Raw genomic sequence first — 23985 nt, 5'->3', positions numbered from 1 at the left:
GCCTGTAGCCGAATGCCCCGTGCAGTCAGTTCAACTGATGTGCACGGGGCATTCGGTGTCTGCGGAGATCGGCGTGCTCAGGCGTTCTGTGTAGCCACCCACTCATCGAGCCGACGTTTCGCCTCCTCTGGCGGAACATCCTCGACGCGCGTCATGACGGCCCAGCGATGCCCGAACGGATCCAGGAGGGAAGCGAAGCGATCTCCGGTGACGAACGTCGACGGTTCCTCGAAGACCTGTGCACCCAGCGACACCGCGCGAGCGAACGTCGCGTCGACATCCGCGCAGTACAGCACGTACGAATGGTTGACGTTGTTCGTGCCGTCGGGGGCGTGCAGCCCCATCGACGGATGCGGGTCGCTCAGCTGCATGCGGCCGTGGCCGAAATCGAGTTCGGCATGCATGACAGCTCCGTCGGGGCCGTCCTGGCGGTCGACGAGTTTCGCGCCGAACGCGTCGGTGTAGAACTCGATCGCTTTCGTCCCTCCGTCCACGACGAGGAACGGCGTCAATGCGGTGTAACCGTCGGGAATGGGATTCACGGAATTCGTCATGCTCCCCAGTGTTGGACCTGAGGGCCGCACCTGTATTGAAGGAACCCGACATGGTGCGTCGTCGGCAACATGATGCAATAGGTATATCGCACACCACAGCCGGTCCCTGGTGGCCGGGAGAGGATCAGCTATGAGCGGGATCTACAACAATGTCACCGAGCTCGTCGGTCGTACCCCGATCGTCAAGCTCAACCGGCTGACCGAAGGCCTCGACGCGACCGTCGCTGCCAAGCTCGAGTTCTACAATCCGGCCAACAGCGTCAAGGACCGCATCGGCGTGGCGATCATCGACGCCGCCGAGAAGTCCGGCGCACTGAAGCCCGGTGGCACGATCGTCGAGGGCACCTCCGGCAACACCGGTATCGCACTCGCGATGGTCGGCGCAGCCCGCGGCTACAAGGTGATCCTCACGATGCCGGAGACGATGTCGACCGAACGTCGCGTCATGCTCCGCGCCTACGGCGCCGAGATCGTCCTGACCCCGGGTGCCGACGGCATGTCCGGTGCGGTTGCGAAGGCCAAGGAAATCGTCGAGTCGACCGAGAACGCGGTGTCGGCGAGCCAGTTCGCGAACCCCGCCAACCCGCAGATCCACCACGACACCACCGGCGAAGAGGTCTGGAACGACACCGCAGGCGAGATCGACATCTTCGTCGCGGGGATCGGCACGGGCGGCACGCTCACCGGTGTCGGCCGCAACCTCAAGGCACGTAAGCCAGGTGTGAAGATCATCGGTGTCGAGCCCGCAGATTCGCCGATCCTCACGGGCGGCAATCCCGGCCCGCACAAGATCCAGGGTCTCGGCGCCAACTTCGTTCCCGAGGTCCTCGACCGGGAGATCTACGACGAGATCATCGACGTCCAGTTCGACGACGCCGTGAAGACGGGTCGTGCGCTCGGCACCGACGAGGGAATCCTCGGCGGTGTGTCGGCCGGAGCGAACGTGTGGGCAGCCCTCGAGGTCGCGAAGCGCCCCGAGAACGCAGGCAAGCTCATCGTCGTGGTCGTTCCCGACTTCGGCGAGCGCTACATCTCGACGCCGCTCTTCGAGCACATCCGGGACTGACCGTCGCTGTGAGCATTCTCCGTACTCTCCGTGAGGACCTGCAGGCTGCGCGCGGCAACGATCCCGCCGCGCGCAGCGATGTGGAGAACGCGGTCGTGTACTCCGGTCTGCACGCGATCTGGTCGCACCGTGTCGCGCACCGGATGTGGGCGGTGCCCGCCTTGAAGGGCCCGGCACGGATCCTGTCGCAGTTCACTCGGTTCCTCACCGGAATCGAGATTCATCCCGGGGCGACGATCGGCCGGCGTTTCTTCATCGACCACGGCATGGGCGTGGTCATCGGTGAAACAGCGGAGATCGGTGACGACGTCATGCTGTATCACGGTGTGACGCTCGGCGGCCGGTCGCTCGCGAAGGAGAAACGGCATCCGACGCTCGGTGATCGCGTCACGGTTGGCGCAGGAGCGAAGGTTCTCGGACCTGTGGTGATCGGCGCCGACAGCGCGATCGGCGCGAATGCGGTCGTCACGCACGACGTCCCGGCCGATTCCATCGCCACGGGTATTCCCGCCACCGTCCGATCGCGGAAGAAGCATGAGCCCTTGGTGGATCCGACCACCTACATCGATCCGGCGATGTACATCTGAAGATGCAGCACCCCTGTTCGGCCGCAAAGACTGTGTCGCCGAACGGCATCGAGGGGGCGGTTGTGTGTGCTTCATCGAAGGAAAGCGCACACAACCGCCCCCTCGGCGGGGCCGGCGGTCAGTCCTGGTAGCCGGGCGGGTACAGCACCGACTTGGTCTCGCAGAACGCTTCGAGCCCTTCCGGGCCGTTCTCCCTGCCGATGCCGGAGTTCTTGTATCCACCGAACGGTGATCCGGGATCGAAGGCGTACCAGTTGATTCCGTACGTGCCCGTGCGGACACGCGAAGCGACCGCGAGGCCCTTCTCCACGTCAGTGGTGTACACCGATCCTGCGAGTCCGTAGTCGGAATCGTTCGCGATCTTGATGGCGTCGTCGACGCTGTCGTACGGGAGCACCGACAGGACCGGTCCGAAGATCTCTTCCCGGGCGATGGTCATCGAGTTGTCGACGTCGGCGAAAACCGTGGGTTCGACGAAGTAACCCTTGTCGAGGCCGGAAGGGCGGCCGCCACCGAGTACGAGGCGTGCCCCCTCTTCCACGCCCTTCTTGATGTAGTCCTCGACGCGGTCGCGTTGCTTCGCGGAGATCAGGGGGCCGAGCTGGGCGTTCTCGTCGGACGGCGGGCCGACGGGGAAGAACGCGGCGGTGGCGACGATCTTCTCGACCACCTCGTCGTACCGGGACCGCGGTGCGAGAATGCGGGTCTGGCCGACGCAGGCCTGCCCGGTGTTCATCAGACCGGACATGACGAGCATTGCGATGGTGGAGTCGAGATCGGCGTCCTCGAGGATGATTGCGGCAGACTTGCCGCCGAGTTCGAGCGAGCAGCGCTTGAGGTTGCGTGCGGCGATCTCGCCGATGTGCTTGCCCACGGCAGTGGACCCGGTGAAAGTGATCTTGTCGAGGTCCGGATGTGAGACGAGGTGTTCGCCGGTCTCCGCGCCTCCGGGCACCACCGACAGCACCCCTTCGGGGAGGCCTGCCTCGGCGAAGATCTCGGCGATCACGTTGACGGCCAGGGGGGATTCGGGTGCGGGCTTGAGGACCACGGTGCAACCGGCGAGCAGTGCCGGACCGAGTTTGTTGGCGCACAGGAACAGCGGCACATTCCACGCGATGACCGCGCCGACCACGCCGACGGGTTCGCGGGTGACTCGGGTGCGCCCGAACGAGCCGTTGCGTTCGTCGACCCAGGGAAACGAATCGGCCAGTCCTGCATAGAAATTCAGTGTCGCGAGTGACGGGGTCAGCTGCATCATCTGCACGGATGCGGCGGGCTGCCCCATCTCGGACGAAACGACCTCGGCGATCTGCGCGCCGCGCTCTTCGATGATCTTCGCGGCCTTGCCGATCACTGCTGCGCGCTCTGCCGGGCTCATCCGCGGCCACGGTCCGTCGTCGAACGCGGTGCGTGCCGCGGCGACTGCGGCGTCGACGTCCTTCGGTCCGGCGACGGGTACCGAGCCGGCCCGTTCCTCCGTGGCCGGGGAGAACACCTCGAGCCTCTCGTCGGTCGACGGCGCCACCCACGTGCCACCGATGAACACCTTGTCGTAGTCGGTCATCATTCGCCCCTCTTCGGTTCACGCCGGATCACCCCGACACTAGAACACGTTCCACATTTTCGAAAGGGTCGATTCACGCTCACGGTGGCGCGGCGGCGCAGCGATGCCCACACTGGAAGATGCCGACCGTCAGGAGCAGACATGGCAGAGAACAATCCGTTCGGATTCGATCCCGACGACATCGACCGGGTAGTCCGTGAGGCAGGGGAAGAACTGCGCGAACTCAAGGACCGGGTCTTCGCATTTCTCGACCAGCCTGCCGCGCCGACGTCACGGCAGCAGCCGCGGCCGGAGACCACCGGCGAGGCCGGAGACGGCGTATGGGTCGTCTACACCGCAGACGCAGACGGTGTGGCCCGCATCGACCAGGTGTTCCCGTCGGAGCTCGAAGCGCTGCGCAGCCTCAAGGGCAACACCGACCCGGCGCGATCCACGCGATTCCTGCCATTCGGGATGAGCGTGAGCGTGCTCGACCGCCGGACGGACTCGACGACCGAGTGACCCGGACCGTGTGAGCCGGGCAAGGTCCGAGGTCAGCCGTGGCGGATGTACGACCGGAGCTGGTCGCGTTCGGCCTGTAGTTCGTCGATATGGCTCTTGACCACGTCGCCGATACTGACGATCCCCAGCAGCTTGCCGTCGACGACGACCGGCAGGTGCCGGATGCGTCGCTCGGTCATGGTCGCGGCCAGGCTGTCCACGCTGTCGGCGGGCCGGCATATTGCCACATCGACCGTCATGACCTCGGACGCCGCGGCGACAAGTATCGACGGACCTCGTTCGTGGAGCTGCCGGACGATGTCGCGCTCGGTGACGATTCCGACGACGTCGGTGCCGTCGACGACGACCATCGCGCCGATGTTGTGGCGCGCGAAATCTCCGATCAGCTCACAGACGGTGGTTCCAGGGGGAACCGTCTGCACCGCCGAACCCTTGTTCCGCAAAATTTCGGCAATCCTCATCGGATACCACCGATCCGTCCCACCGTGCTGGGCTTGTCGAGGTAGCGCTGGTCCAGTCAGGGTAGGTCCTCGGAACCCGTGCGCAGCCGTTTGGTTACCTACTCGTGACCATGGGCGAGCGCAGCGGCCCCGACGAGCGTTCCCAGTGCTCCCAACGATGCAGGCACGATTCGCAGTTCCTCGATGAACTCCAGCCGGGCCTGTCGCGCAGCAGACGCAAGCATCGGACGCCACAGCGGTCTTCCCGACTCCGCGAAGCCACCGCCGACGACGACGAGTGACACGTCTGTCAGCGCCGCCGCCGACGCGATGACCTGGCCCAGCGCCGTTCCTGCGCGTTCGAGCGCAGCTGCCGCGATTCCGTTGCCGTCCTGCGCTGCTGCCGCCAGTGCAGTGCCGTCCCGACCCTGCCAGCCGCGTGCCCTCGCCCACCCCACTGCAGCGGTCCCGCTGGCCACCGTCTCGATGCATCCCGAGCCGCCGCACGTGCACTTCTCGAAGCCGTACGCCGACACGATGTGGCCGATGTGACCGGCGTTCCCCGTGCGGCCGGATACGAGGCGACCGTCGAGGACGATGCCGCCGCCGATCCCGGTGCCGAGTACCACCCCGAGCAGATCGTCCGTTCCGCGCCCCGCGCCGAATCGATGCTCGGCCAATGTGGCGGCAGCGCCGTCGATCGCCAACGTGACACGCGCGCCGGGAAACACGCTGCGCACAGCCTCGACCAGCGGAAACTTCGAAGACCATTCGGGAATATTGATGGGGGAGACGGTGCCGCGGCGTGCGTCGACGGGCCCTGCCGCCGCGATCCCCACCGAGGTGATCGGCTCGGCTCCGGCCACCTCGCGCAACAGCGCGCCGCAGGCATCCCACACGCCGGTCTCGGGTACGGGCACGGTCTTCGGCTCGACGGGTGTTCCGTCGTCCGCCACGAATGCGGCGGCGAACTTCGTGCCGCCGACATCGAGAGCCAAGCCGGTCATGACGCGACTTCGGCCGATCCGCGGCGCCGCAGCACGAGCACCAGGTTGCTTACCAGGAACTCGCGTACCCCTGGCACTCGAACGAGCGGCCACGCCCACCGCGGATGGTACCGGGGGAACGCGGCGAGCAACTCACCGTCGGGGGTGGAGTGGGCCCACCCGAGACCGTCGGTGCAGCCCACTTCGAACAGCGACACACCGTATCGGTTCTTCGGTTCCTTCCCGTACTTCCTGGCGTAGCGACGCGCCGCGTACTCGCCGCCGAACGCGTGCCACGGGCCGGTCTCGTGCCCACCGAACGGGCCCCACCACAGCGTGTACGAGAGCACCATCAGCCCTCCGGGTCGTGTGACCCGCAACATCTCGTCGGCCATCACCCACGGCTGCGAAACATGTTCTGCGACATTCGACGACAAGCACACGTCCACCGACCCGGTGCGCAGCGGCAACGCGAGACCCGACCCGCGGACGGCGCCACCGACCTGCAGGCCGGCCGCGTGCATCTCGGACGGATCGGGCTCGATCGGCACGTAGCGCGATCCCACTTCGGCGAAGGCGTCGGCGAAGTAGCCGGGCCCGCCTCCGACATCGACGACGGTGGTGTCCGCGAGATTGTTCCCGGTCAGACCGGTGTAGAGGTCGTCGACGAGGTCGACGGTGTCGCGGGCCAGACCGCCGTAGAACTTGTCGGGTGCGGTCTGCTCGAACCGGAAACTACCGAGCAGACCGATGGAGCGCCGCAGGGTGGCACGGCGTTCGAACAGCCGCGTCACATGGGGGGCGGTCGTGGTCTTCGGGGGCACGTCGAACCACAGTAGTGCCCGTAGGGAACGCCGTCGTGCACCTGCATCGAGTGCGCACCCGCTAGTGTGTCCGTGACATCCACAGCGTCCATACGGGCGTGCGCCAGCTATCACCGGGGGGTAATCCGCGTGCGGGAGGTTCTGTTGCTCTGCTGGCGTGACAGCGGGCACCCGCAGGGAGGCGGCAGTGAGCGCTACCTCGAGCAGGTCGGCGCACAACTCGCCGCACGCGGTATCAAAGTCACCCTGCGCACCGCGTCGTATCCGGGCGCGAGCAAGCGCGACACCATCGACGGTATCGACGTCAGCCGCGGAGGCGGCCGTCTCGGTGTGTACCCCCGGGCTCTCGCTGCCATCGCCGCCGGGCGCCTCGGCTTCGGCCCCCTCAGGGGCATCCGCCCCGATGCAGTCATCGACACCCAGAACGGCATCCCCTTCTTCTCTCGGTTCGTTGCAGGCGCGCCCGTCACCGTGCTCGTGCACCATTGCCATCGCGAGCAGTGGCCCGTCGCGGGCCGTGCGATGGCGAAGCTGGGATGGTGGATCGAATCCACGTTGTCGCCGCGAGTGCACCGCAGCAACCAGTACCTGACGGTGTCGCTGCCGTCGTCCGACGAACTCCGGATGCTCGGTGTCGACCACGATCGCATCGCGGTGGTCCGCAACGGTGCCGACGCCATCCCGGCGGGTGTGACCCCGGGCGGCGATCACACCCGCACTGCGCACCCGAGCGTGTGCGTGCTGTCTCGGCTCGTGCCGCACAAACAGATCGAGGACGCACTCGGTGCGATCGCATCCTTGCGCGACCGCATTCCCGGCCTGCACCTCGACGTCGTCGGCGGTGGCTGGTGGGAGCAGAACCTGCGCGACGTCGCCGGGGAGCTGGGAATAGACGATGCCGTCACCTTCCACGGCCACGTCTCGGAAGACCGCAAGCACGAGGTGCTCGCACGGTCCTGGCTACACGTGATGCCGTCCCGCAAGGAGGGATGGGGACTTGCGGTGATCGAGGCTGCGCAGCACGGTGTCCCGACGATCGGATACCGCAGTTCGAAGGGCCTGACGGATTCGATCGTCGACGGTGTCACGGGTGTCCTCGTCGATTGCGCCGACGACCTCACCGCGGCCGTCGCGGAACTGCTCGGGAATTCCGAGCGTCGAACCGAGCTGGGCGACAAGGCCCGGATCCGGGCGGGTGAGTTCTCGTGGGAGGCCACCGGATCCGGTGTGCTCGCAGTGCTGACCGCCGTCGCGTCGGGGCAGCGGGCGTCAGGCCTGTTTCCCCGGATCACGCCGGAGGAGATCGGCGAGGGCGCCCAGCAGCTTCGATACGCGGGCGCGTAGACGAATTCCCAGCATGCCGGAAGCCCCGGCAGCCATCACCAGTATCAGCAGCAGGTGCGCGAGGATCGCCACGCTCCGACCGGACGTCTCCCGAACCCAGGCTCCGTCGACCTGATAGAGGGACAGATCGTCGTCGCTGTAGACCTGTGTGAGCCGGTCGAGGGTCTCCTCGGAACGGCCGTGGTCTCCGGGAGTGTCGTGCTGGACCAGGACCCAGCCGACGCCCCGAGCCGCCAGCTCGGACGGATCCGCACCGCCTTGCAGGAGTCGTTCGACGTCGACGGCACGTGCGCCCTCTCCCTCCACGGCGCCACCTTCGACGATGAGGGTTCCGGTCTGCAGCACGTCGGCACGCAGCATGCGGGGTGTCGGGTCGAGTACCGCCACGGGGCCGGAATGGTCGAATCGGCGGAACATGCCCATGGGCAGCACCGCGACGTCACCCTCGTTCGCGGTGACGATGCCCGCCACCTGTTGCCATCCGTCCGGATACCGGATCGGTCGCACGTGGCCGCCGACACCCCATGCGAGGTCGGGGAGCGCCCCGACCACGACGACGACCGCCAGCGCCGCCCACGCGATATCGCTGCGGGCTCGGCCGGGAGTGAAGTGCCGTCGCAATGCCCCGACTCCGGCGGCCGCGGCCACCGCGTAGAGCGGCATCGCGAGTGCCACCCACTTCTGGGTATCGCGCAGCAATCCGGCTCCGGGGACGTGCACCATCGCCCACTCCCCGAGTTGCAGACCCGCCGCGGTGGCGCCGAGAGCCGTGCCGAGCACGGCGACGACCGCGACGACAGCGAGAGCGAAGATCACCGGGTTGCGGCGCCTGCGCCACAGCGAGGGCAGTCCGGATGCAACGACGAGGAGCAGCAGCAGGGTCCCGATGAGTGCCCACGGCGTCGTGCGTGAGCCCGGTACCGCATCGGCATTCCAGATCCCGCCGAGGCCGGCGACCGACCCGATCGTGCCCAGCAGCGGCTCCGCTCTGGCCGCAAATGCGCTCACCCCTGCCGGATCGGCCTCGGTGCCGCCACCGGACAGGGCCGTTGCGACGAGCCATGGCGCCGATACCGCCACCGTCAGAGCGACGGCACCCGCGAGCCGCCCCACCCGAGATGCGCGGCCCCCGGGCATCGCGAGGACCACGACCGTGGTCGTCGCGGCGAGGAGCACACCGGTGGGCGTCAGTCCTGCCACCGAGAGCCAGAACGCGAGGGCCCACCAGCCACCACCCGTACGTCGACGTACCGCGACGGCCGCGCACACGACCCACGGCAACGCCGCGTAGCCCGCGAGGAGACTCCAATGTCCCTGCAACAACCGTTCACCGACGTACGGGTTCCAGATCGCGACGGTCGCGGCCGCCACCTGCGGGGGGACCCCGGCGCCGGGTAGGAGAACCGAAACGAGCCGCGCCGCGCCGAATCCCGCCGCCCACAGTGATGCAGCGAGTAGGGCCGTCACGGCGACACCACCGTCGACGACAGTCGTCACCCACGCGAGCAACGCATCCTGGGGGACCGCCCGCGCCGCGGCGTCGGACAGCCCCAGCGCCGAATCGGTGAGATACGAACGGGGCGTGCTCACCGCGTCGCGCAGCAGGAGATAGCCGCGTGAGGTGAACATCGGACCGAGCACGACGACGGTGAGTGCCAGCGACCACAGCGCAGGCACGAACGTCGGCGCAGGAGCCGACGGGGATGTCGTCGTGCGCTCGCGGTGCAAACCCCGTATGGACATGGCCGCAGACTACGGTGCGCACGGGTGCAAGGATGGGCGGATGCCGCCACAGAACACGCTGCGCCGTTCCGGGACCGGCACCGCGGTGGCCGGGATGACGATGGTGACCGTGGGTGCCATGATCGCCAACATCGCGTCCTACCTGCTGCATCTGCCCGCCGGGCGGTGGCTGGGTCCCGCAGGCTACGGGGAGTTCGCGAGCCTGCTGGCAGCCCAGCTGGTGCTCGCGGTGCCTGCGCTGGCATTGCAGACCGTCATTGCGCGTGAAGCCGTGCACGGAATGGGCACCGCGGTTTTGCGTCGACTCGGCTACCGATGCGCACTGATCGCCGCCGCTGTCGCTGTGGTTCTCGTACCGGTGGTGTCGTGGGCACTGGAAACGAGCATTGCGGGCGCATTCGGGTCGCTGGTGACGGCGCCTCTGCTGGTGCTCCTCGCGACCGAACAGGGACTGTTGCAGGGGCGTGCCCGGTTCGCGGCGCTGAGCGTCGTTCTCGCTGCTGCCGGAATTGCAAAGGTCGTCCCTGCCGTCGCGGTGCTTGCCGGTGGCGGCGGTCCGGGACCTGCGCTGCTCGCAGGCGCGGCGGGTACGGGCATCGTGGCGATGGCCACGGCGGTGTTCGTCGGTCGCAGCGAACCCGGACCTGTCAGTGAGGTCGCGGAGGCGCCGACCCGCATACCCGGAGCGGCCGCGGTGTTGCGCGCATCGCAGGTCCAGCTCGCGTTGATCGCGCTGACGTCGCTCGATCTGATGCTCGCGCGGATACTGCTCGATGCCGACTCGGCCGGCCTCTACGCGCTCGGGGCGGTCGCGACGAAGGTCGCGTTCTGGTTGCCGCAGGCCGTAGGCGTGGTGTTGTACCCGCGGATGGCGAACCCGGCGGAGTCGGCCTCTGCGGTGCGTTCGGCGCTCGCGGTCCTCGTCGGTCTCGGCGCGGCGCTCGTCGCGGCAGCAGCGATCTGCGCGCCCCTCGTGCCCATTCTCGTCGGCGACGCCTACGAGCCCGTCCAGTCCCTACTGTGGTTGTTCGCGCTGCAGGGTGCGTGCCTCGCGGTGCTGCAGGGCGCGTTGCTGTCCGCGATTGCCGGGGATCGCACCGCGCCGGCCGCTGTTGCGTGGGTGGGCCTTGCTGTCGAAGCCGTGCTGATGGCGACGATCGCGTCGACCGTGGAGCAGTTCGTCGCGGTGGCCGTCGGCGTCGCAGGCGTTACGGCAGCGGTGGTGTCGGTGCTCGCTGTCCGCGGGGCATCCGCGGCGACGAAGTCATCTCGGCTCGAACATGCGAACGCCGCCCCGCACCGTGAGGTGTGAGGCGGCGTTCGTTCGGCCTTGATCAGTCCTGAGTGGGGGGCTTGTTCAGGTCTGTGCGGGGAATTTCCTGCGTCTGGTCGGTGGTCCAGTCGCGCTGCTCCGGCTCCTGAGGGAGATCGGAGCGCGGAATGACCTCGGTGCGGTCGTCCGTGAAGTCGCGCTGAGTGTCGGCGGCATGCGCACCACCTGCACCGGCAGCTGCGGCCGAGGCCGGACCTGCGGGAGCCGGGCGCCCAGTCGCTGCGGCACGGCGACCACCGCTACCACCGCGGAGACCGAGGACGAAGCCGACGATCAACAGGATGACGCCGAGGATTCCGGCGATGATCGGCAGGGTCTTACCGAAGAGCGACAGCTGGTCCTGACCGTCGCGTGCCTGCTCGAGCTGGAACTCGATGGTCGGTTCGTCGAACGGCAGCGTCACGTCGAGGACGGTCACCTCGGGGGTGTTCGCCTCGCGTGCGTAGTACTGGTCCTGCTGTTCCTGACCCTTGACGACGACACCGGTGATCGGGTCGACCCACAGGTCTCGGACGTTGTTGTACCAGCGGGTCATCTCGACAGGCTCGTCGCCTTCACCGACGCCCCATGTCGAGGCGGGAAGCTCCAGCTTGTAGGTCGGAGAGCTCGGGTCGGCCTCCGACATGTCGACCGGGCCGATCTCGTGCTTGAAGTGGTAGACAGGCATGCCGTTGATCTCTTCCTCACCGATGAAGTCGATGGGGAAGGTCTCACGTGCATTGATGTCGTAGTACGGGTACGACTCCTGCTTGACGTCGAAGGGGAACTTGTACTGAAGGCCTTCGCGGTTGTCGATCTCCTCGCCCGGTGAATCCGCAGATGTCTGGATCGTGCTCACCCGATCGGGGTACTCCTCCTTCGACACCGGCATCGACGACACCCGGTCGATCGTGAGGCGGTCGACGGTCGCGGACACGAGTCCGGTATCGCCCTGCATATCGAGGCGGCGCACCGTCTGACCGGCCTGGAGCGTCATGATCTCGCTGTCGGCCGGATCCTCGACGGTCACGAAGCGCTGGGCCACAATCGGGACGTCGGTATCGACCTGAGCGTTACCGGCGAGCAGCGCACGCGAATTCAGAATGTCGCCGGTGCCTTCGGCGACCGTCGTCACCTCGAGGTCGAGCGGCGTCTTCTTCAGCTTCCCGACTGTGTACGTCGGGATCAGAATTGCGATGGCCAGGAGGAATGCTCCCAGGCCCACCAGAATCATCGCCAGTATCCGGCCCGAGCTGGAACGCTCAGCCATGCTGTTTCTCCTCACTCAACGGTTTCATCGAGTACCCCCACCGGCAGCAGGGCTGCACGGATCGCCTGGCATCCGACCCGCGAACACCACGTGAGCCCAGACACTAACAGTCCGGGGTTCGGTGATGCGCGCCCGCACGCCGGGGTGCCCACACTTCTCGTATCGGGCACTACACGGCACACTGGTCGCCGATGACCGCTCTCAACATTCCGTCCCGCTCCGCGTCGGGTTTTCTCCCCGCGCTGGAAGGTATGCGAGGTATTGCCGCCGTAGGCGTGCTCATCACTCATGTCGCATTCCAGACCGGAGCGGTTCACGACCCCTGGCTCGGCAGGGTGTGGGGCCGATTGGATCTCGCGGTGGCCTTGTTCTTCGCACTGTCGGGTTTCCTGTTGTGGCGCCCGCATGCGGCTGCGGCACGCGAGGAAACCGATCCTCCGTCGACTCGCCGCTACTTCTTCTCGCGCGCGGCCCGGATCCTGCCGGCCTACTGGGTGGCGGTGATCCTCATCCTGTGGCTGCTGCCCGGCGCGGGGGGTGGGCCGACGGTGTGGTGGGCCAATCTCGCGCTGGTGCAGGTGTTCGTTCCGCTGACCCTCACCGAAGGACTGACCCAGATGTGGAGTCTGTCGGTGGAGGTGGCCTTCTATCTCGTGTTGCCGCTGCTCGCGTGGTCGGTCAGCGGTCTGCGCGGTCACGCTGCCCGCTTCCGGATTCCGGTCCTGCTCGGCGCGGCCGTGTTGTCGCTGGCGTGGGTGTGGGTACCCGTGTCCACGCAGGACCACATCAACCACGACAACTGGCTGCCCGGTTACCTGCCGTGGTTCGCAGCAGGCATGATCCTTGCCGAACTTGCCGCGCACCCCCCGACGTGGATGCATCGCCTCGCCGCGAAGCGGCACATCATGGCGATCGCGGCACTCGTTGCGTTCGGTCTCGCGACGACACCGCTCGCAGGCCCGACAACCCTCACCACTCTCGAACCGTGGGAGTACAACGGCAAGATCGTGCTGGGCGCTCTCGTCAGTTTCGCGTTGCTGGCTCCGCTCGTGCTCGCGCCGCGCACCGAACACCGCATCCTCGCGAGTCCCCTCGCGCTGACGATCGGTCGCTGGTCCTACGGAATCTTCATCTGGCATCTCGCCGTGCTTGCGGTCGTCCTGCCGGTGTTCGGCATTCCCGCGTTCCAGGGACGCTTCTGGTTCGTGCTGACCGTGACGGTCGTGCTGAGTGTCGCGGTGGCGTCCGTGAGCTACGCGTTCGTCGAAGAACCTGCGCGACGGACGTTCCGTCGCTGGGAACGCCGCCACCAGAACTCGGGTACCTCCACAGCGCGGGCCGCCGCGACACCGACTGCGACCAATCCGACCAGCGCCGCGAACTGAATCAGGTACGAATGTCCGACGTAGCCGTCGGGTGAGCGCCACGGCCCCGTCGACAGCAAGGCCATCGCGAGCATCGTCGACCCACCTGCGATGCCGACGAGCATCCGCGACGCGGTCGTCGGACCCCGACGCGCGGCCACGGCGATGGCACCTGCTGTGCCGACGGCCGTCACTGCGATCCCCGCAGCGCCGGCTACGACGAAGGAGGCGAGTGCGACCCCGATGAGCGCAGCGGTCGTCGAATGCCACGTCCGCGGTGCGGGACCGGGGTCGGGTACAGGGCGGCGGCGGGGCAGGAACGCGAGTGCGAACAACGGAATCAGCAGCAGAAGACCCCCGAAGATCCCCAGGCGATACCAGCGGTCGGTCGCGAATTCGAGGGTGACGGTGCCTTCCGTTCCCGCGGGCACGATCCAGCCCTGCTGCCATCCGTCCGCGACGAGCGGCGTCAGCTCGGTGCCGTCCGGCGCGGACGCGACCCATCCGACGTTCGTGCTCTCCGGCACCACGATCAGCTGATCGGAGTCGGACGCAGGCACGTGCAGTTCACGCAGGTTCTCCGTCCACGTCCCCATCTCGAGTTCCACAGGATCGGTACGCGGGGGTTCCGTCCCCACCAGAGGCAACTGCAGACTCGACGCCACGAAGGCGGTGCCCGGCTCGACGTCCACATCGACCCGGCCCGCACGCATCCCGGCCGCGTCCGTGTCGCACAGGGTCGCAGGCACTTCCGCGCCTTCCGCGAGGTCGCGGACGGTCCCGGTCACCGAGGTGCGGTAGTCGCGGCCGTCGATCGTGATCACCGGTCCGGTGTCGCACCCGATCGTGACCACGCGGTCGTAGACCGGATCCTGCGCACCGATCGGACCGTTCTCACCGACAACGGTGATCTCGGCGAGGCCCGGGGGTGTCTCTTTCGAGAACCCGAGGATCGTGCGATCGATCGTGTCGACGTGATCGACGATGGTGATCTGCACTTCGTCGGTGAGGTGCGGGGTCACCTCGATCGCCGTGCCGCCGGCACCGAATGTCGCGGTGGAATCCTCGTCGAGTTCCCGGACCTGCGGACCGTTTCCGAGGTTCACCGCGACCCGGGTGGGCGCGGCGGGGAGCGCCCCCAGCGAGGTTGCGAGATCGAGACCCGTCACCACCTGCGGCGACGGCAATTCGAGGGTCAGGGTGGGATGCTGCGCCCCGGGCTCGAGCGAACTCTCCTCCGCGGTCCACGACGTTCGCGGGTCACCGTCGGTGGCGGCGAACGCCGAGCCTTGAAGGTCCACCACGTCTGCAGCGCCGCGGGCGACGACCCGATCGGATCGGTCGATCAGGTCGTCGAGTGCCGGCCCAGGGCGGGCGCGCACCCACAACTGCGGCGTCACCCACGACTCCGTCGGAACGTTCAGGGTGCGGGTGAACAGGTTCGGTTCCTCCGGCGCGGTCGCCAGGCCGAACGCGCACCGCACCCGGTCGGGCGTGTCGATGCAACTACCGCGACCCGGGAACTCCTGCCGGAGATCCCATCCGCGCACAGAGGTCCCGTCGGCGGGGCCGGGCACGACGATGCGCCGCCGTATGTCGAGGAACTGCGGGTCGGAGCGGTCGGTGTGGTCTTCGAGCGCGACCTCGGACAGTCCGAACTGGTTGCCGCGGCTACCTCCCTCGGCGTACGTCGCGGTGATCCGGATCCACGTCGTCGTGCCCAGCGGCAACGCCACGGTCTGGGGGGTGCCGGGCTTCTCGACGCGGACGGCGGTGCTTCCCCGGTCGGTGGTCACTTCGAGCCATTTCACGGGCGCACCCAATGCACCCGAACTTGTCGTCAGGTGCAGGATGCCCGCGTCGATCGGGGAGTCGAGGTCGAGCTGCAGCCATTGCCCGATCGCGGATTCGAGTCCGTTGCTGTGCCAGCCGGTGGTGGGGTCACCATCGATCGCTGCCGCAGGACCACTGCCGACTGATGTTCCGCCGAGCTGCGTGGCGTCCGACGCCGCGCTCGACACGCTGATGCGTGCTCCGTCCCATTCGGTCTGCACGAGTTCGGTGCCGGGCACGGGATAGTCGGGTACCAGGTTGTGGGTGCGTCGCTCGTCGCCGTCGGCGCGGATCGTCGACGAATGGTGGTCGACCTGTCCGTAATCGGTTTCCCGGTCGGTGGGGGTGTCCGTCACGGTGAGGGCGTCAGGCTCTCGTCCCGCGCGTGCGCTGTCGGCTGCGAACACTCGCGGACCCACATGGCTGGGGTCGGTGGTGTTCAGGCTCAGCAGCGACTCGGGTCCGCCCTGCACGACGGGCACCGACGCGGCGTCGACCACGTACGGTCCGACAGGGGCGTCTGCAGGCTCCCCGACCCGGTAGATCTCGACAGCCCGATACACCGGACGCAGATCGGCGTCGGCGACGATGTCGTCGGGCAGGACGCGTTCGATCTCCGAGCCGAACTCGGCGACCTGTTCGATGCCCGGGGACCCTTCGACGGCCCGATGCACCAGCGCCGGACGTGCCGCGGGCGAGGTGTCGGGATCGAGGTCGTTGCGCACCACCAGGTAGCCGATACCCATGCTGCGCAGCGTCGCCGCGAGCCCGGGCGAGGGACGGCCGTCGGCGATGAGTCGCTGCACGGAGTCGAGGGCACGGATCGCACCCGGCGGCACCAACGGCACCGCGTCGCGTGAAGCCCACGGTGTGGACGCGAGAGCCTGGATCGGTTCGTCGCGGGTCAGACCCCAGATCTGGCTTCCGAACGGTGCTCCGGGCAGGACCAGGGCGCGCTCGCCGCGTTCGTCGGTGTGCTCGTCGAGCCACTGTGCGGTCTCGTGCCAGTATTCGGGCACTTCGTCGTATGCCCCGCGCGGTGCGAGTTTCCCGGTCCACGCGAGCGACGTCGCGAGTGTGGCAGCGACGAGTACCAGGGTGGAGAAGGCGAGCATCGGGTTGCGTTCGGGATGTGCAAATGCGGTGCGGGCGCGGCGCCACGGCACCGAACCGGGCAACGGCACCCAACGCAGCAGATGCGCCAGTCCCAGGACGAGTGGAAGCCGCACGAGCGGCTCGAGTTTGTGCACGTTGCGTAGCGGCGCGCCCGTGGAATCGAGGAACAGCCGGACCTGTTCGGCGAACGGGGAACTCAACTCGCCGACGTATCCCGCGCCGAGACCCGCGACACCGACGAACAGGATCAGCGTCCACCGGCCGCGCCCGGGCATCGTGCGCATTGCCAGACCCGCGAGACCGGCGGCGGCGAGCAGTCCGGTGACGAGCACCGCGGCGGGCTGGGTGACCAGCACGGCACCGGCGATGCGTTCCGGCGACACGAACGGCGTCCAGCTGCTGGTGCCGCGCAGCACCTCGGCCAGCGACGTCCATTCGGTCGTCACCCCGGATGACTCGATGAAATCCAGGAAAGGAGGACTGACCTTGCCCAGGAGCAGCAGCGGCACCATCCACCACGTCACCGCCACCACACACAGCGGCAGCCACCACACGGTGAAACGCCACCAGCGTCGATTCGGCCGGTGCGCGATCCACCACAGGGCCGCGACGAGGCATGCCGCAGCGGTGGCGACGGCATTGATCGAGCCCATCAGCGCGACGGCGACGGCGGACTGCGCAGCGAGAACACGGTGCGAGCGCGCATCCCGACCGTTGAGATAGCGCACCACGGGCAGCAGCACCCACGGCGCGAGCATCAGCGGGTGTGCTTCCGACGAGATGGATCCGAGGGTCGTCAGGACGCGCGGCGACAACACGAACACGGTCGCCGCGATCACCCGCGAGCCACGGCTGCCGATTCCGAGTGCTTCGGCGAGCCGGACAAGACCCCAGAAACCCGCCACGAGCAGCAGCGCCCACCACAGACGCTGCGTGATCCACGGAGGAATGTGCAGAACCTGCCCGAGAGCGAAGAACGAACCGTGCGGGAAGAAGTACCCGTACGCCTGGTTCTGTACCTGTCCGAGCGGTGCCACGCTGCTCCACTGGTGGGCGGCGCGCGTGAGGAAACCGACCGGGTTCTGCGTCAGGTCGTATTTGGTGTCGGCAACGATCAGGCCGGGGACTTGCGCGAACGAAAGGACGAACGCGACGGCGGTGACGACATACAGCCACCGCCGCGACAGTGGTTCCGCGTTCGGTGAAGACTCGGCGGCGGAAGGTTCCGCAGCGCCGCGCGTACGTGAACTCGAAGCGTTGCCGGCGCCGTCAGCGGCTGCCGTACTCAACCTGGTTCAAGAGGGACGAATCAGCGTTGCCGCTGCGATCGATCTCGGGACGAGAGTTCTCGGATACCGCAGCCGTGACTCCGAAGACGGCGACCGCGCCGACGACGACACCGGCCACCGCGCTGATCAAGCCTGGTCCCAGGAACTTCCCCATGCCCAACTCCCCATCATCGATCGACTCACGTCGTTTGGTTCCGCGTCAAGGTATCACCCCGGATAGTGGAGACGGTGCCAGCGCACCGTCCGAACCGCTCAGAGTCCGATGGTGCCCAGCAGTGTGCGCAGCTTCGCGGTGGTCTCGGCCAGTTCGTCGTCGGGGTCCGACTCCGCGACGATGCCGCCACCGGCCCATGCGACGGCTCGCAGCCCATCGGCGCTGAGCTCGGCGCAGCGGATCGCGACGAGCCAGTCGCCGTCGCCGTTCGAGTCGCACCAGCCGACCGCGCCACCGTAGAAGCGGCGGTCGCCTTCCGTTGCCCTGATCGTCGCGAGAGCCACCTCGGTGGGTGTCCCCGCGACCGCAGGTGTCGGGTGGAGGGCTGCGGCAACGGAGATCGCGTCGGTGCCCGGATCGCGCAGTGTTCCGATGATCGGGGTAGCGAGGTGCCACACATCCGGAGTCGAAGTCAGTTCGGGTCCGGCGGGGATGTCGAGGTCGCGGCACAATGGGCCGAGCCGCGCCCGGATCCAGTCGATGACGAATGCGTGCTCGGCTCTGTTCTTCGATGACGTCAGTAGCTCGTCACCGGCCTTGCGGTCGGTATCCGGATCGGTGTGCCGCGCGGCGGTGCCGGCGAGCGGACGACACGTCACGGTCTCGCCGCGCACGCTGACCAGCAGTTCCGGGGTCGCGCCGACGAGAGTGTGGCCCCAGTAACGTTCTTCTGCGGCACTGAGATCGAGTGCGTAGGTCGTCGCGTCCGGGTGACGGTCGATCATCCGCGCGGCCAACGCCAACGGGTCGATCGGTTCGTCGGCCTCCAGTGCCACGCGGCGGGCGGCGACCACTTTGTCGAACTCGCCGAGTTCGAGCCGCTCGATGAGTGACCGCACCCGCGCGACATGAACGCGGGGCAGGGGGATCTGCGCGGTCATCCGCACCGCAGGCAGATCGGGGAGGCCTGCGGGGGCCTGCCACGGCCCGTCGGTGATATCGACGGTCTCGGGTTCGGTCAGCGCGACCGCCCGGTCCGGGTTGAACGGCAGGGCTCCGGCGATCAGATCGGCCTTGCCTCGACGCAGAGCCGTCGACGCCGCGGTGATATCGGAGAACAGACGCCGCGTTCCGACGGCGTGTACAGAGCGATCGGCGCGCGAGAGCAGGAATCCGTCCATGGTCAGACGACGATATCGCCCGCACAGCGTTGTCCATGTAGTGCGGGGCGATTCTGTGATGTGAGCGTCAGCGGCCGGGCGGGACGATCAGGACCGGCCGGTGGCTGTGGCGGAGTACGTGGTCGGCGACCGAGGACTGCAGCAGCGAACGGAGCCCTGTCGTGCCGCGAGTGCCGGTGACGATGATGTCGACGTCCAACTCGTCGGCGGCCTCGATGATCGCCGCCCACACCGCGTTGACGACCTCGACGGTGCGGCCCTCGGCATGCAGGCCGAGCGAGTTGGCGAGCTCGAGACCCTCCCGGTTGGTCACCTTCGCGTCGGAGAGGGCAACGTCTTCATTCTCTTCGTCGGGCACCCACTCCGGCTGCATCACACCCGACAGCCCGGACATCCGCGCGGCCTGGCGGACCATCGGCTCCCACGCGGTGACGACGATGGCACGGCACGATTCGAGGAAGCGACCCGCGTATTGCACGGCGCGCTTGGAATTCTCGGATCCGTCGTAGGCGATGAGGATCAGGTCTGCGGCCAACGTGCACTCCTCCAGGTCGTGTACGTGAAAGCTCTCGTATGGCGGTGGTTGGCTGCACGATACCCCGCTCAGCGGGTGGTGGGGAGGTCCCTCACGTGAGTCGACTACCGTCGAGGATCATGCAGATCCGACACAGCCTCGCCGTCGCGCTCACCTCGGCACTCGCGGTCACGGCCTGCGGCGCAGGCGACACCGCCGACGCTCCGTCAGCGAAGCCGTCCGTGACGGCGCAATCGACGGCTGATCAGTCGTCGGCGGCACTGCAGTCCTCTGCGACGGCTGCGTCGGCCACCCCGGCCGCGGTGTGCGGCGACGAACTGCTCGCGTCGCTGTCCCTGCGCCAGAAGCTCGCACAGCTGCTCAACGTCGGTGTCACCGGTGCTGACGATGCGCTCGCGATGATCCAGGCAGAACAGATCGGCGGAATTTTCGTCGGCAGCTGGACCGACCCGGCAATGCTCTCCGAACGCCAGATCCCGGGGGTGGCGGCGCAGAGCCCGCTGCCGCTGATGGTGACGATCGACGAAGAAGGCGGCCGCGTGTCGCGGGTGGGTGAACTGCTCGGCCCCGATCCGTCGGCGCGTGTCGCCGCGCAGACCATGACTGTCGACGAGACCTACCGGATGGCGCTCGAACGGGGACAGGAACTGCGTGAGCTCGGCATCACCGTGGACTACGCCCCCGACGTCGACGTGAGCAGTCAGCCCGACAACTCCGTGATCGGCGACCGCTCCTTTTCCGACGATCCGGCCGTGGTGACCGACTACGCCGGGGCGTATGCGCGAGGGCTGCAGGACGCGGGCATCATGCCGGTGCTCAAGCATTTCCCCGGACACGGCTCGGCGTCGGGTGATTCGCACACCGGTGCCGTGACCACCCCACCGCTCGATGAACTCGTCGCGAAGGATCTCGTTCCTTATCGGGAACTCGTCTCGCCCGATGTCGCGGTGATGCTCGGCCATCTCGATGTTCCCGGCCTGACCGACGGTCTGCCCGCGAGTATCAGCCCTGCGGCGGTGGAGTTGTTGCGCACGGGCACCGGTTACGGCGGCTCTCCGTTCGACGGCATGATCTTCACCGACGATCTCTCGGGGATGCAGGCGATCACCGACTCCTACCCGATCACCGAGGCGGTCGAAGCAGCATTGGTCGCAGGTGTCGACCAGGCGTTGTGGCTGACCACCGATCAGGTTCCGGCGGTTCTCGACCACCTCGAACAATCGGTGGTCTCGGGTGATCTGCCTGCGGCGCAGGTCGACGAGTCGGTGCGCACGGTCGCGCGTGCCAAGGGCGCGCTCGACTGCTGAACGCTTCGATCGAGCGGTGGATTCCGATTCCCTACCGTAGAGTAAGAAACTGTTCGTCACGTAGGTGTTGGAGGAGTCATGGCCGGCGGTACCAAGCGACTGCCCCGTGCGGTGCGGGAGCAGCAGATGCTCGACGCCGCGGTGGATGTGTTCTCCGAAAACGGTTTTCACGACACGTCGATGGATGCGATCGCAGCGCGCGCAGCGATCTCGAAGCCGATGCTCTACCTCTACTACGGGTCGAAGGACGAACTGTTCGCCGCGTGCATCAGCCGGGAGGGGCAGGCGTTCGTCGAGGCTCTCAAGCCCGCGGGCGACCTGTCGCTGTCGCCGCGCGAACAATTGCGCGTGGCACTCGAGTCGTTCCTCGGATTCGTCGACGCCCACCGCAACTCGTGGATGGTGCTCTACCGTCAGGCATTCGGACAGCAGGCGTTCGCGGGGCAGGTGCAGAACAGCCGCGACCAGCTGATCGAGCTCACCGCGCATCTCCTCGAATCCAGCACACGCGACCCGGAGCCCGGAACCGACTTCCAGATCATGGCGGTCGCGCTCGTCGGTGCGGGTGAAGCCGTCGCCGATCGTGTCGCGGGCGGTGAGATCGAGGTCGAGAAGGCCGCCGACCTGCTCGAGAACCTCGCGTGGCGCGGTCTTGCAGGAAAGAAGAGGTCCGACCAGCAGGGCTGATCGGACCTCATCTTTCGGAATGTGTGCCGGGACGCCCCCATCGCGCCCCGGCACACAGGGTCTGGAGCACACCGAAACTCAGCGCAGGGTCGCGGTGAGGTGCGGGTACTGCTTCTTCGGGTGCCGTACCGCCAGATCCCAACCGCCGCTATCTCCGTCATGCTGCGCATAGACACTCAGCGACGACGGCAGGAGCACCGGCTTACCGAACCGCACCGAGTAGGTGACCTTCCCGGGGATCCGGCCCTCCACCGCCGACAGTGTGGCTGCAGCCGTCCACATGCCGTGCGCAATGGACTTCGGGAACCCGAAGGCCTTGGCGCCCAGCGACGATACGTGGATCGGATTGCGATCACCCGATACCGACGCGTACTTGTCGATCGTCTTCTGGTCGACGCGCAGCGTGGAGGTGGGAACGGCGGGGATCTCCTCGGTCTTCGGTTCCGGCTTCGGCTCACCCGAGAGTGACGTGCGCTGCTGGTGCAAGAACGTCGAGGTCTGACGCCACACCGTCTCGCGTCCCACATTGACGTCAGTGACGAGATCGACGAGCAGGCCCTTGCGATGTTCACGCATGTTCTCGGCGTGCACACGCAGATCGAGAGGCTCGGTCGCCGAGATCGGCCTCATCTGCTCGATCACGTTCTCGGCGTGGACCGAGCCGATCGCGGCGAACGGAAATCCCTTCGACACCATCAGTTTCATCACGAGCGGGAACGTGAGAATGAACGGGTAGGTCAGCGGCAGAGTGTCGCCGAAGCGCAGTCCGCACACTTTCGCGTACTCGGCGAGGTTGTCGGGATCGACCCGCAGCCCGCGGAGGACGAGCGTGTCGTCGGGCAACCTATCGCCGGAGGCTCCCACGACCGGCAGCGCCGAAAGCACGGCGCGTCCGTAGACGTCGAGGATCGACGGGCTCCCCGTCAGTTCGATCTCGCTCATCAAGCCCCCAGCATGGACTGGCCGCAGACGCGCACGACCTGCCCGGTGACGGCGCTCGACGCGGGATTCGCGAACCATGCCACGGTCTCCGCGACGTCGACGGTCTCGCCGCCCTGGCTCAGCGAACTCATCAAGCGGCCTCCTTCGCGGGTCGCGAGCGGAATTGCGGCGGTCATCGCGGTCTCGATGAATCCCGGCGCAACAGCGTTGATGGTGATGTTCTTCTTCGCGAGCAAGGGCGCGGTGGCCTGTACGAGGCCGATGACGCCTGCCTTCGATGCGCCGTAGTTGGTCTGGCCGCGGTTGCCCGCGATGCCTGCGATCGACGACACGTCGATCACCCGGCCGCCCTCCGCGAGTGCGCCCTTCTCGACGAGGACCTCGGTGATCTTCTGCGGGGCAATGAGGTTCACGGCCATTACGGAGCTCCACCTGCTGTCGTCCATGTTGGCGAGCAGCTTGTCGCGGGTGATGCCTGCGTTGTGCACGATGATGTCGGCGCCGCCGTGTCGTTCGAGCAGGTGCGCGGCGAGCTTGTCACCCGCGTCGGGCGCGGTGACGTCGAGCGGGAAGGACGTGCCACCCACGCGGTTCGCGGTCTGCGACAGCGCCTCACCGGCAGCCGGCACATCCGCGGCGATGACTGTTGCGCCGTCGCGGGCGAGGACTTCGGCGATCGTCGCGCCGATGCCACGCGCGGCGCCGGTGACGACTGCGACCTTGCCTGCGAGCGGCTTGTCCCACGACGCGGGAGCAGTGGCGTCGCCGTCACCGACCCGGACGACCTGGCCGTCGACGAACGCGGACTTGGCGGAAAGCAGGAATCGGAGCGTCGACTCGACACCGGACAGGCCGGTCGAGGCCTTCGGTGAGACGTAGACGAGTTGGATGGTGGCGCCGCGACGGAGTTCCTTGCCGAGGCTGCGGGTGAAGCCTTCGAGGGCGCGCTGCGCGATCTGCTCGTCGACGGACGCCGCTTCCTCGGGCGTGGTACCGAGAACGACGACACGCCCACTGGGGGCGAGGCCACGGATGGCCGGCTGGAAGAACGTGAAGAGTTGTTCGAGACCCGCGGCGTCGCTGATGCCGGTAGCGTCGAACACGAGAGCACCGAACTCGGTGTCGGCAGGGTCGGCGAGCGGGTAGTCGTGCAGCAGCGTGCGGATCGGTTCCACCAGGCGGCCGTTGCCGCCGACGAGGACGGGCCCCGGCAATGCGGGCTCACCGGGCTGGTAGCGGCGAAGCTTCTCGGGCTGTGGCAGACCGAACTGCTTCGCGAGGAAAGAGCCGGGTGCGGACGAGATGAGCTGGGAATAGAGCTTGGGGGCGCCCTTGGCGTCAGCCACGTTTCCACCTTCTTCGAATTCGGTCGTCGATGCTGTA

The 23985-nt window shown here is 67.5% G+C and carries 20 protein-coding genes and 1 pseudogene; 8 read left to right on the top strand and 13 right to left on the bottom strand.

The window, feature by feature from the left end:
• Positions 1–77: 77 nt before the first annotated feature.
• Positions 78–554 carry a VOC family protein gene (locus tag ACTDXD_RS06065; RefSeq protein ID WP_440126263.1) on the bottom strand — a complete coding sequence of 159 codons (477 nt, stop codon included), beginning with the start codon at positions 552–554 and terminating at the stop codon, positions 78–80.
• A gap of 130 nt (positions 555–684) precedes the next feature.
• Here ACTDXD_RS06065 and cysK point away from each other — a divergent pair, with 130 nt between their 5' ends.
• Both cysK and epsC read left to right on the top strand, forming a co-directional pair.
• On the top strand, positions 685–1620 hold the full coding sequence (gene cysK, locus ACTDXD_RS06060) for a cysteine synthase A (protein WP_440126262.1): 936 nt from the start codon (positions 685–687) through the stop codon (positions 1618–1620).
• Between the two features lie 8 nt (positions 1621–1628).
• Positions 1629–2207 carry a serine O-acetyltransferase EpsC gene (gene epsC / locus ACTDXD_RS06055; protein WP_440126261.1) on the top strand — a complete coding sequence of 193 codons (579 nt, stop codon included), beginning with the start codon at positions 1629–1631 and terminating at the stop codon, positions 2205–2207.
• 118 nt (positions 2208–2325) lie between these two features.
• Here the strand turns inward: epsC and ACTDXD_RS06050 are convergent, their stop codons facing one another.
• Positions 2326–3774, bottom strand: a complete 1449-nt coding sequence (locus ACTDXD_RS06050) for an aldehyde dehydrogenase (RefSeq protein ID WP_440127551.1) — start codon at positions 3772–3774, stop codon at positions 2326–2328.
• Positions 3775–3915: 141 nt separating this feature from the next.
• Here ACTDXD_RS06050 and ACTDXD_RS06045 point away from each other — a divergent pair, with 141 nt between their 5' ends.
• The gene (locus ACTDXD_RS06045; RefSeq protein ID WP_440126260.1) at positions 3916–4275 is read left to right on the top strand and encodes a hypothetical protein; all 360 of its coding nucleotides are present in this window, start codon (positions 3916–3918) and stop codon (positions 4273–4275) included.
• 32 nt (positions 4276–4307) lie between these two features.
• On the opposite strand, the gene ACTDXD_RS06040 is transcribed toward ACTDXD_RS06045, so the two are convergent.
• The 3 genes from ACTDXD_RS06040 to ACTDXD_RS06030 form a co-directional block, all read right to left on the bottom strand.
• On the bottom strand, positions 4308–4736 hold the full coding sequence (locus ACTDXD_RS06040) for a CBS domain-containing protein (RefSeq protein WP_440126259.1): 429 nt from the start codon (positions 4734–4736) through the stop codon (positions 4308–4310).
• 98 nt (positions 4737–4834) lie between these two features.
• Positions 4835–5722 (bottom strand): ROK family protein, encoded by an 888-nt coding sequence (locus ACTDXD_RS06035; protein WP_440126258.1) that lies wholly within the window; start codon positions 5720–5722, stop codon positions 4835–4837.
• Positions 5719–6495, bottom strand: a complete 777-nt coding sequence (locus ACTDXD_RS06030; RefSeq protein ID WP_440127550.1) for a class I SAM-dependent methyltransferase — start codon at positions 6493–6495, stop codon at positions 5719–5721. Before ACTDXD_RS06030 ends, ACTDXD_RS06035 begins: the two co-directional genes overlap by 4 nt.
• 159 nt (positions 6496–6654) lie before the next feature.
• Here ACTDXD_RS06030 and ACTDXD_RS06025 point away from each other — a divergent pair, with 159 nt between their 5' ends.
• Positions 6655–7869 (top strand): glycosyltransferase family 4 protein, encoded by a 1215-nt coding sequence (locus tag ACTDXD_RS06025; protein WP_440126257.1) that lies wholly within the window; start codon positions 6655–6657, stop codon positions 7867–7869.
• Here the strand turns inward: ACTDXD_RS06025 and ACTDXD_RS06020 are convergent.
• The gene (locus ACTDXD_RS06020) at positions 7795–9612 is read right to left on the bottom strand and encodes a hypothetical protein (RefSeq protein WP_440126256.1); all 1818 of its coding nucleotides are present in this window, start codon (positions 9610–9612) and stop codon (positions 7795–7797) included. The two genes, ACTDXD_RS06025 and ACTDXD_RS06020, sit on opposite strands and share 75 nt — an antisense overlap.
• A 40-nt stretch (positions 9613–9652) precedes the next feature.
• Here ACTDXD_RS06020 and ACTDXD_RS06015 point away from each other — a divergent pair, with 40 nt between their 5' ends.
• Entirely contained in the window at positions 9653–10924 is a 1272-nt protein-coding gene (locus ACTDXD_RS06015; protein WP_440126255.1) for a polysaccharide biosynthesis protein, read from the top strand.
• Between the two features lie 22 nt (positions 10925–10946).
• Here ACTDXD_RS06015 and ACTDXD_RS06010 read toward each other — a convergent pair whose 3' ends face one another.
• A complete protein-coding gene (locus tag ACTDXD_RS06010; RefSeq protein ID WP_440126254.1) occupies positions 10947–12194 on the bottom strand; it encodes a DUF3068 domain-containing protein in 1248 nt (415 codons plus the stop codon).
• Between the two features lie 191 nt (positions 12195–12385).
• Between ACTDXD_RS06010 and ACTDXD_RS06005 the strand changes: the two are divergent.
• Positions 12386–13378, top strand: a pseudogene (locus ACTDXD_RS06005) (acyltransferase family protein); the annotation flags it as partial.
• Between the two features lie 68 nt (positions 13379–13446).
• Here ACTDXD_RS06005 and ACTDXD_RS06000 read toward each other — a convergent pair.
• The 4 genes from ACTDXD_RS06000 to ACTDXD_RS05985 form a co-directional block, all read right to left on the bottom strand.
• Positions 13447–17796: an alpha-(1->3)-arabinofuranosyltransferase domain-containing protein gene (locus ACTDXD_RS06000; protein WP_440126253.1), complete on the bottom strand. Its 4350-nt coding sequence runs from the start codon at positions 17794–17796 to the stop codon at positions 13447–13449.
• Entirely contained in the window at positions 17777–17950 is a 174-nt protein-coding gene (locus ACTDXD_RS05995; RefSeq protein ID WP_169687267.1) for a DUF2613 domain-containing protein, read from the bottom strand. Before ACTDXD_RS05995 ends, ACTDXD_RS06000 begins: the two co-directional genes overlap by 20 nt.
• 98 nt (positions 17951–18048) lie before the next feature.
• Positions 18049–19131 carry an isochorismate synthase gene (locus ACTDXD_RS05990; protein WP_440126252.1) on the bottom strand — a complete coding sequence of 361 codons (1083 nt, stop codon included), beginning with the start codon at positions 19129–19131 and terminating at the stop codon, positions 18049–18051.
• 67 nt (positions 19132–19198) lie between these two features.
• On the bottom strand, positions 19199–19666 hold the full coding sequence (locus tag ACTDXD_RS05985) for a universal stress protein (RefSeq protein WP_054718659.1): 468 nt from the start codon (positions 19664–19666) through the stop codon (positions 19199–19201).
• A 119-nt stretch (positions 19667–19785) separates the two neighbouring features.
• Between ACTDXD_RS05985 and ACTDXD_RS05980 the strand changes: the two genes are divergently transcribed.
• Both ACTDXD_RS05980 and ACTDXD_RS05975 read left to right on the top strand, forming a co-directional pair.
• Positions 19786–20973 (top strand): glycoside hydrolase family 3 N-terminal domain-containing protein, encoded by a 1188-nt coding sequence (locus ACTDXD_RS05980; protein WP_440126251.1) that lies wholly within the window; start codon positions 19786–19788, stop codon positions 20971–20973.
• 78 nt (positions 20974–21051) lie between these two features.
• On the top strand, positions 21052–21660 hold the full coding sequence (locus ACTDXD_RS05975) for a TetR/AcrR family transcriptional regulator (RefSeq protein WP_169687263.1): 609 nt from the start codon (positions 21052–21054) through the stop codon (positions 21658–21660).
• A 78-nt stretch (positions 21661–21738) separates the two neighbouring features.
• Here the strand turns inward: ACTDXD_RS05975 and ACTDXD_RS05970 are convergent, their stop codons facing one another.
• Positions 21739–22602, bottom strand: a complete 864-nt coding sequence (locus tag ACTDXD_RS05970) for a MaoC/PaaZ C-terminal domain-containing protein (protein ID WP_440126250.1) — start codon at positions 22600–22602, stop codon at positions 21739–21741.
• Positions 22602–23948 carry a 3-oxoacyl-ACP reductase gene (locus ACTDXD_RS05965; protein ID WP_440126249.1) on the bottom strand — a complete coding sequence of 449 codons (1347 nt, stop codon included), beginning with the start codon at positions 23946–23948 and terminating at the stop codon, positions 22602–22604. Before ACTDXD_RS05965 ends, ACTDXD_RS05970 begins: the two co-directional genes overlap by 1 nt.
• Positions 23949–23985: the final 37 nt, after the last annotated feature.

Source organism: Rhodococcus sp. SJ-3 (genome assembly GCF_051918125.1).
GTDB lineage: Bacteria > Actinomycetota > Actinomycetes > Mycobacteriales > Mycobacteriaceae > Rhodococcus.
This window is presented reverse-complemented; position numbering and strand designations above follow the sequence as displayed.

Excerpts from the sequence above, each read along its gene's own strand:
- ACTDXD_RS05980 (WP_440126251.1), top strand. The coding sequence starts at position 19,786 with ATGCAGATCCGACACAGCCTCGCCGTCGCGCTCACCTCGGCACTCGCG.
- ACTDXD_RS06020 (WP_440126256.1), bottom strand. The coding sequence starts at position 9,612 with ATGTCCATACGGGGTTTGCACCGCGAGCGCACGACGACATCCCCGTCG.
- ACTDXD_RS06010 (WP_440126254.1), bottom strand. The coding sequence starts at position 12,194 with ATGGCTGAGCGTTCCAGCTCGGGCCGGATACTGGCGATGATTCTGGTG.
- ACTDXD_RS06015 (WP_440126255.1), top strand. The coding sequence starts at position 9,653 with ATGCCGCCACAGAACACGCTGCGCCGTTCCGGGACCGGCACCGCGGTG.
- ACTDXD_RS05970 (WP_440126250.1), bottom strand. The coding sequence starts at position 22,602 with ATGAGCGAGATCGAACTGACGGGGAGCCCGTCGATCCTCGACGTCTAC.
- ACTDXD_RS06035 (WP_440126258.1), bottom strand. The coding sequence starts at position 5,722 with ATGACCGGCTTGGCTCTCGATGTCGGCGGCACGAAGTTCGCCGCCGCA.
- cysK (WP_440126262.1), top strand. The coding sequence starts at position 685 with ATGAGCGGGATCTACAACAATGTCACCGAGCTCGTCGGTCGTACCCCG.
- ACTDXD_RS06065 (WP_440126263.1), bottom strand. The coding sequence starts at position 554 with ATGACGAATTCCGTGAATCCCATTCCCGACGGTTACACCGCATTGACG.
- ACTDXD_RS05995 (WP_169687267.1), bottom strand. The coding sequence starts at position 17,950 with ATGGGGAAGTTCCTGGGACCAGGCTTGATCAGCGCGGTGGCCGGTGTC.
- ACTDXD_RS06040 (WP_440126259.1), bottom strand. The coding sequence starts at position 4,736 with ATGAGGATTGCCGAAATTTTGCGGAACAAGGGTTCGGCGGTGCAGACG.
- ACTDXD_RS06045 (WP_440126260.1), top strand. The coding sequence starts at position 3,916 with ATGGCAGAGAACAATCCGTTCGGATTCGATCCCGACGACATCGACCGG.
- ACTDXD_RS05990 (WP_440126252.1), bottom strand. The coding sequence starts at position 19,131 with ATGGACGGATTCCTGCTCTCGCGCGCCGATCGCTCTGTACACGCCGTC.
- ACTDXD_RS06050 (WP_440127551.1), bottom strand. The coding sequence starts at position 3,774 with ATGACCGACTACGACAAGGTGTTCATCGGTGGCACGTGGGTGGCGCCG.
- ACTDXD_RS05975 (WP_169687263.1), top strand. The coding sequence starts at position 21,052 with ATGGCCGGCGGTACCAAGCGACTGCCCCGTGCGGTGCGGGAGCAGCAG.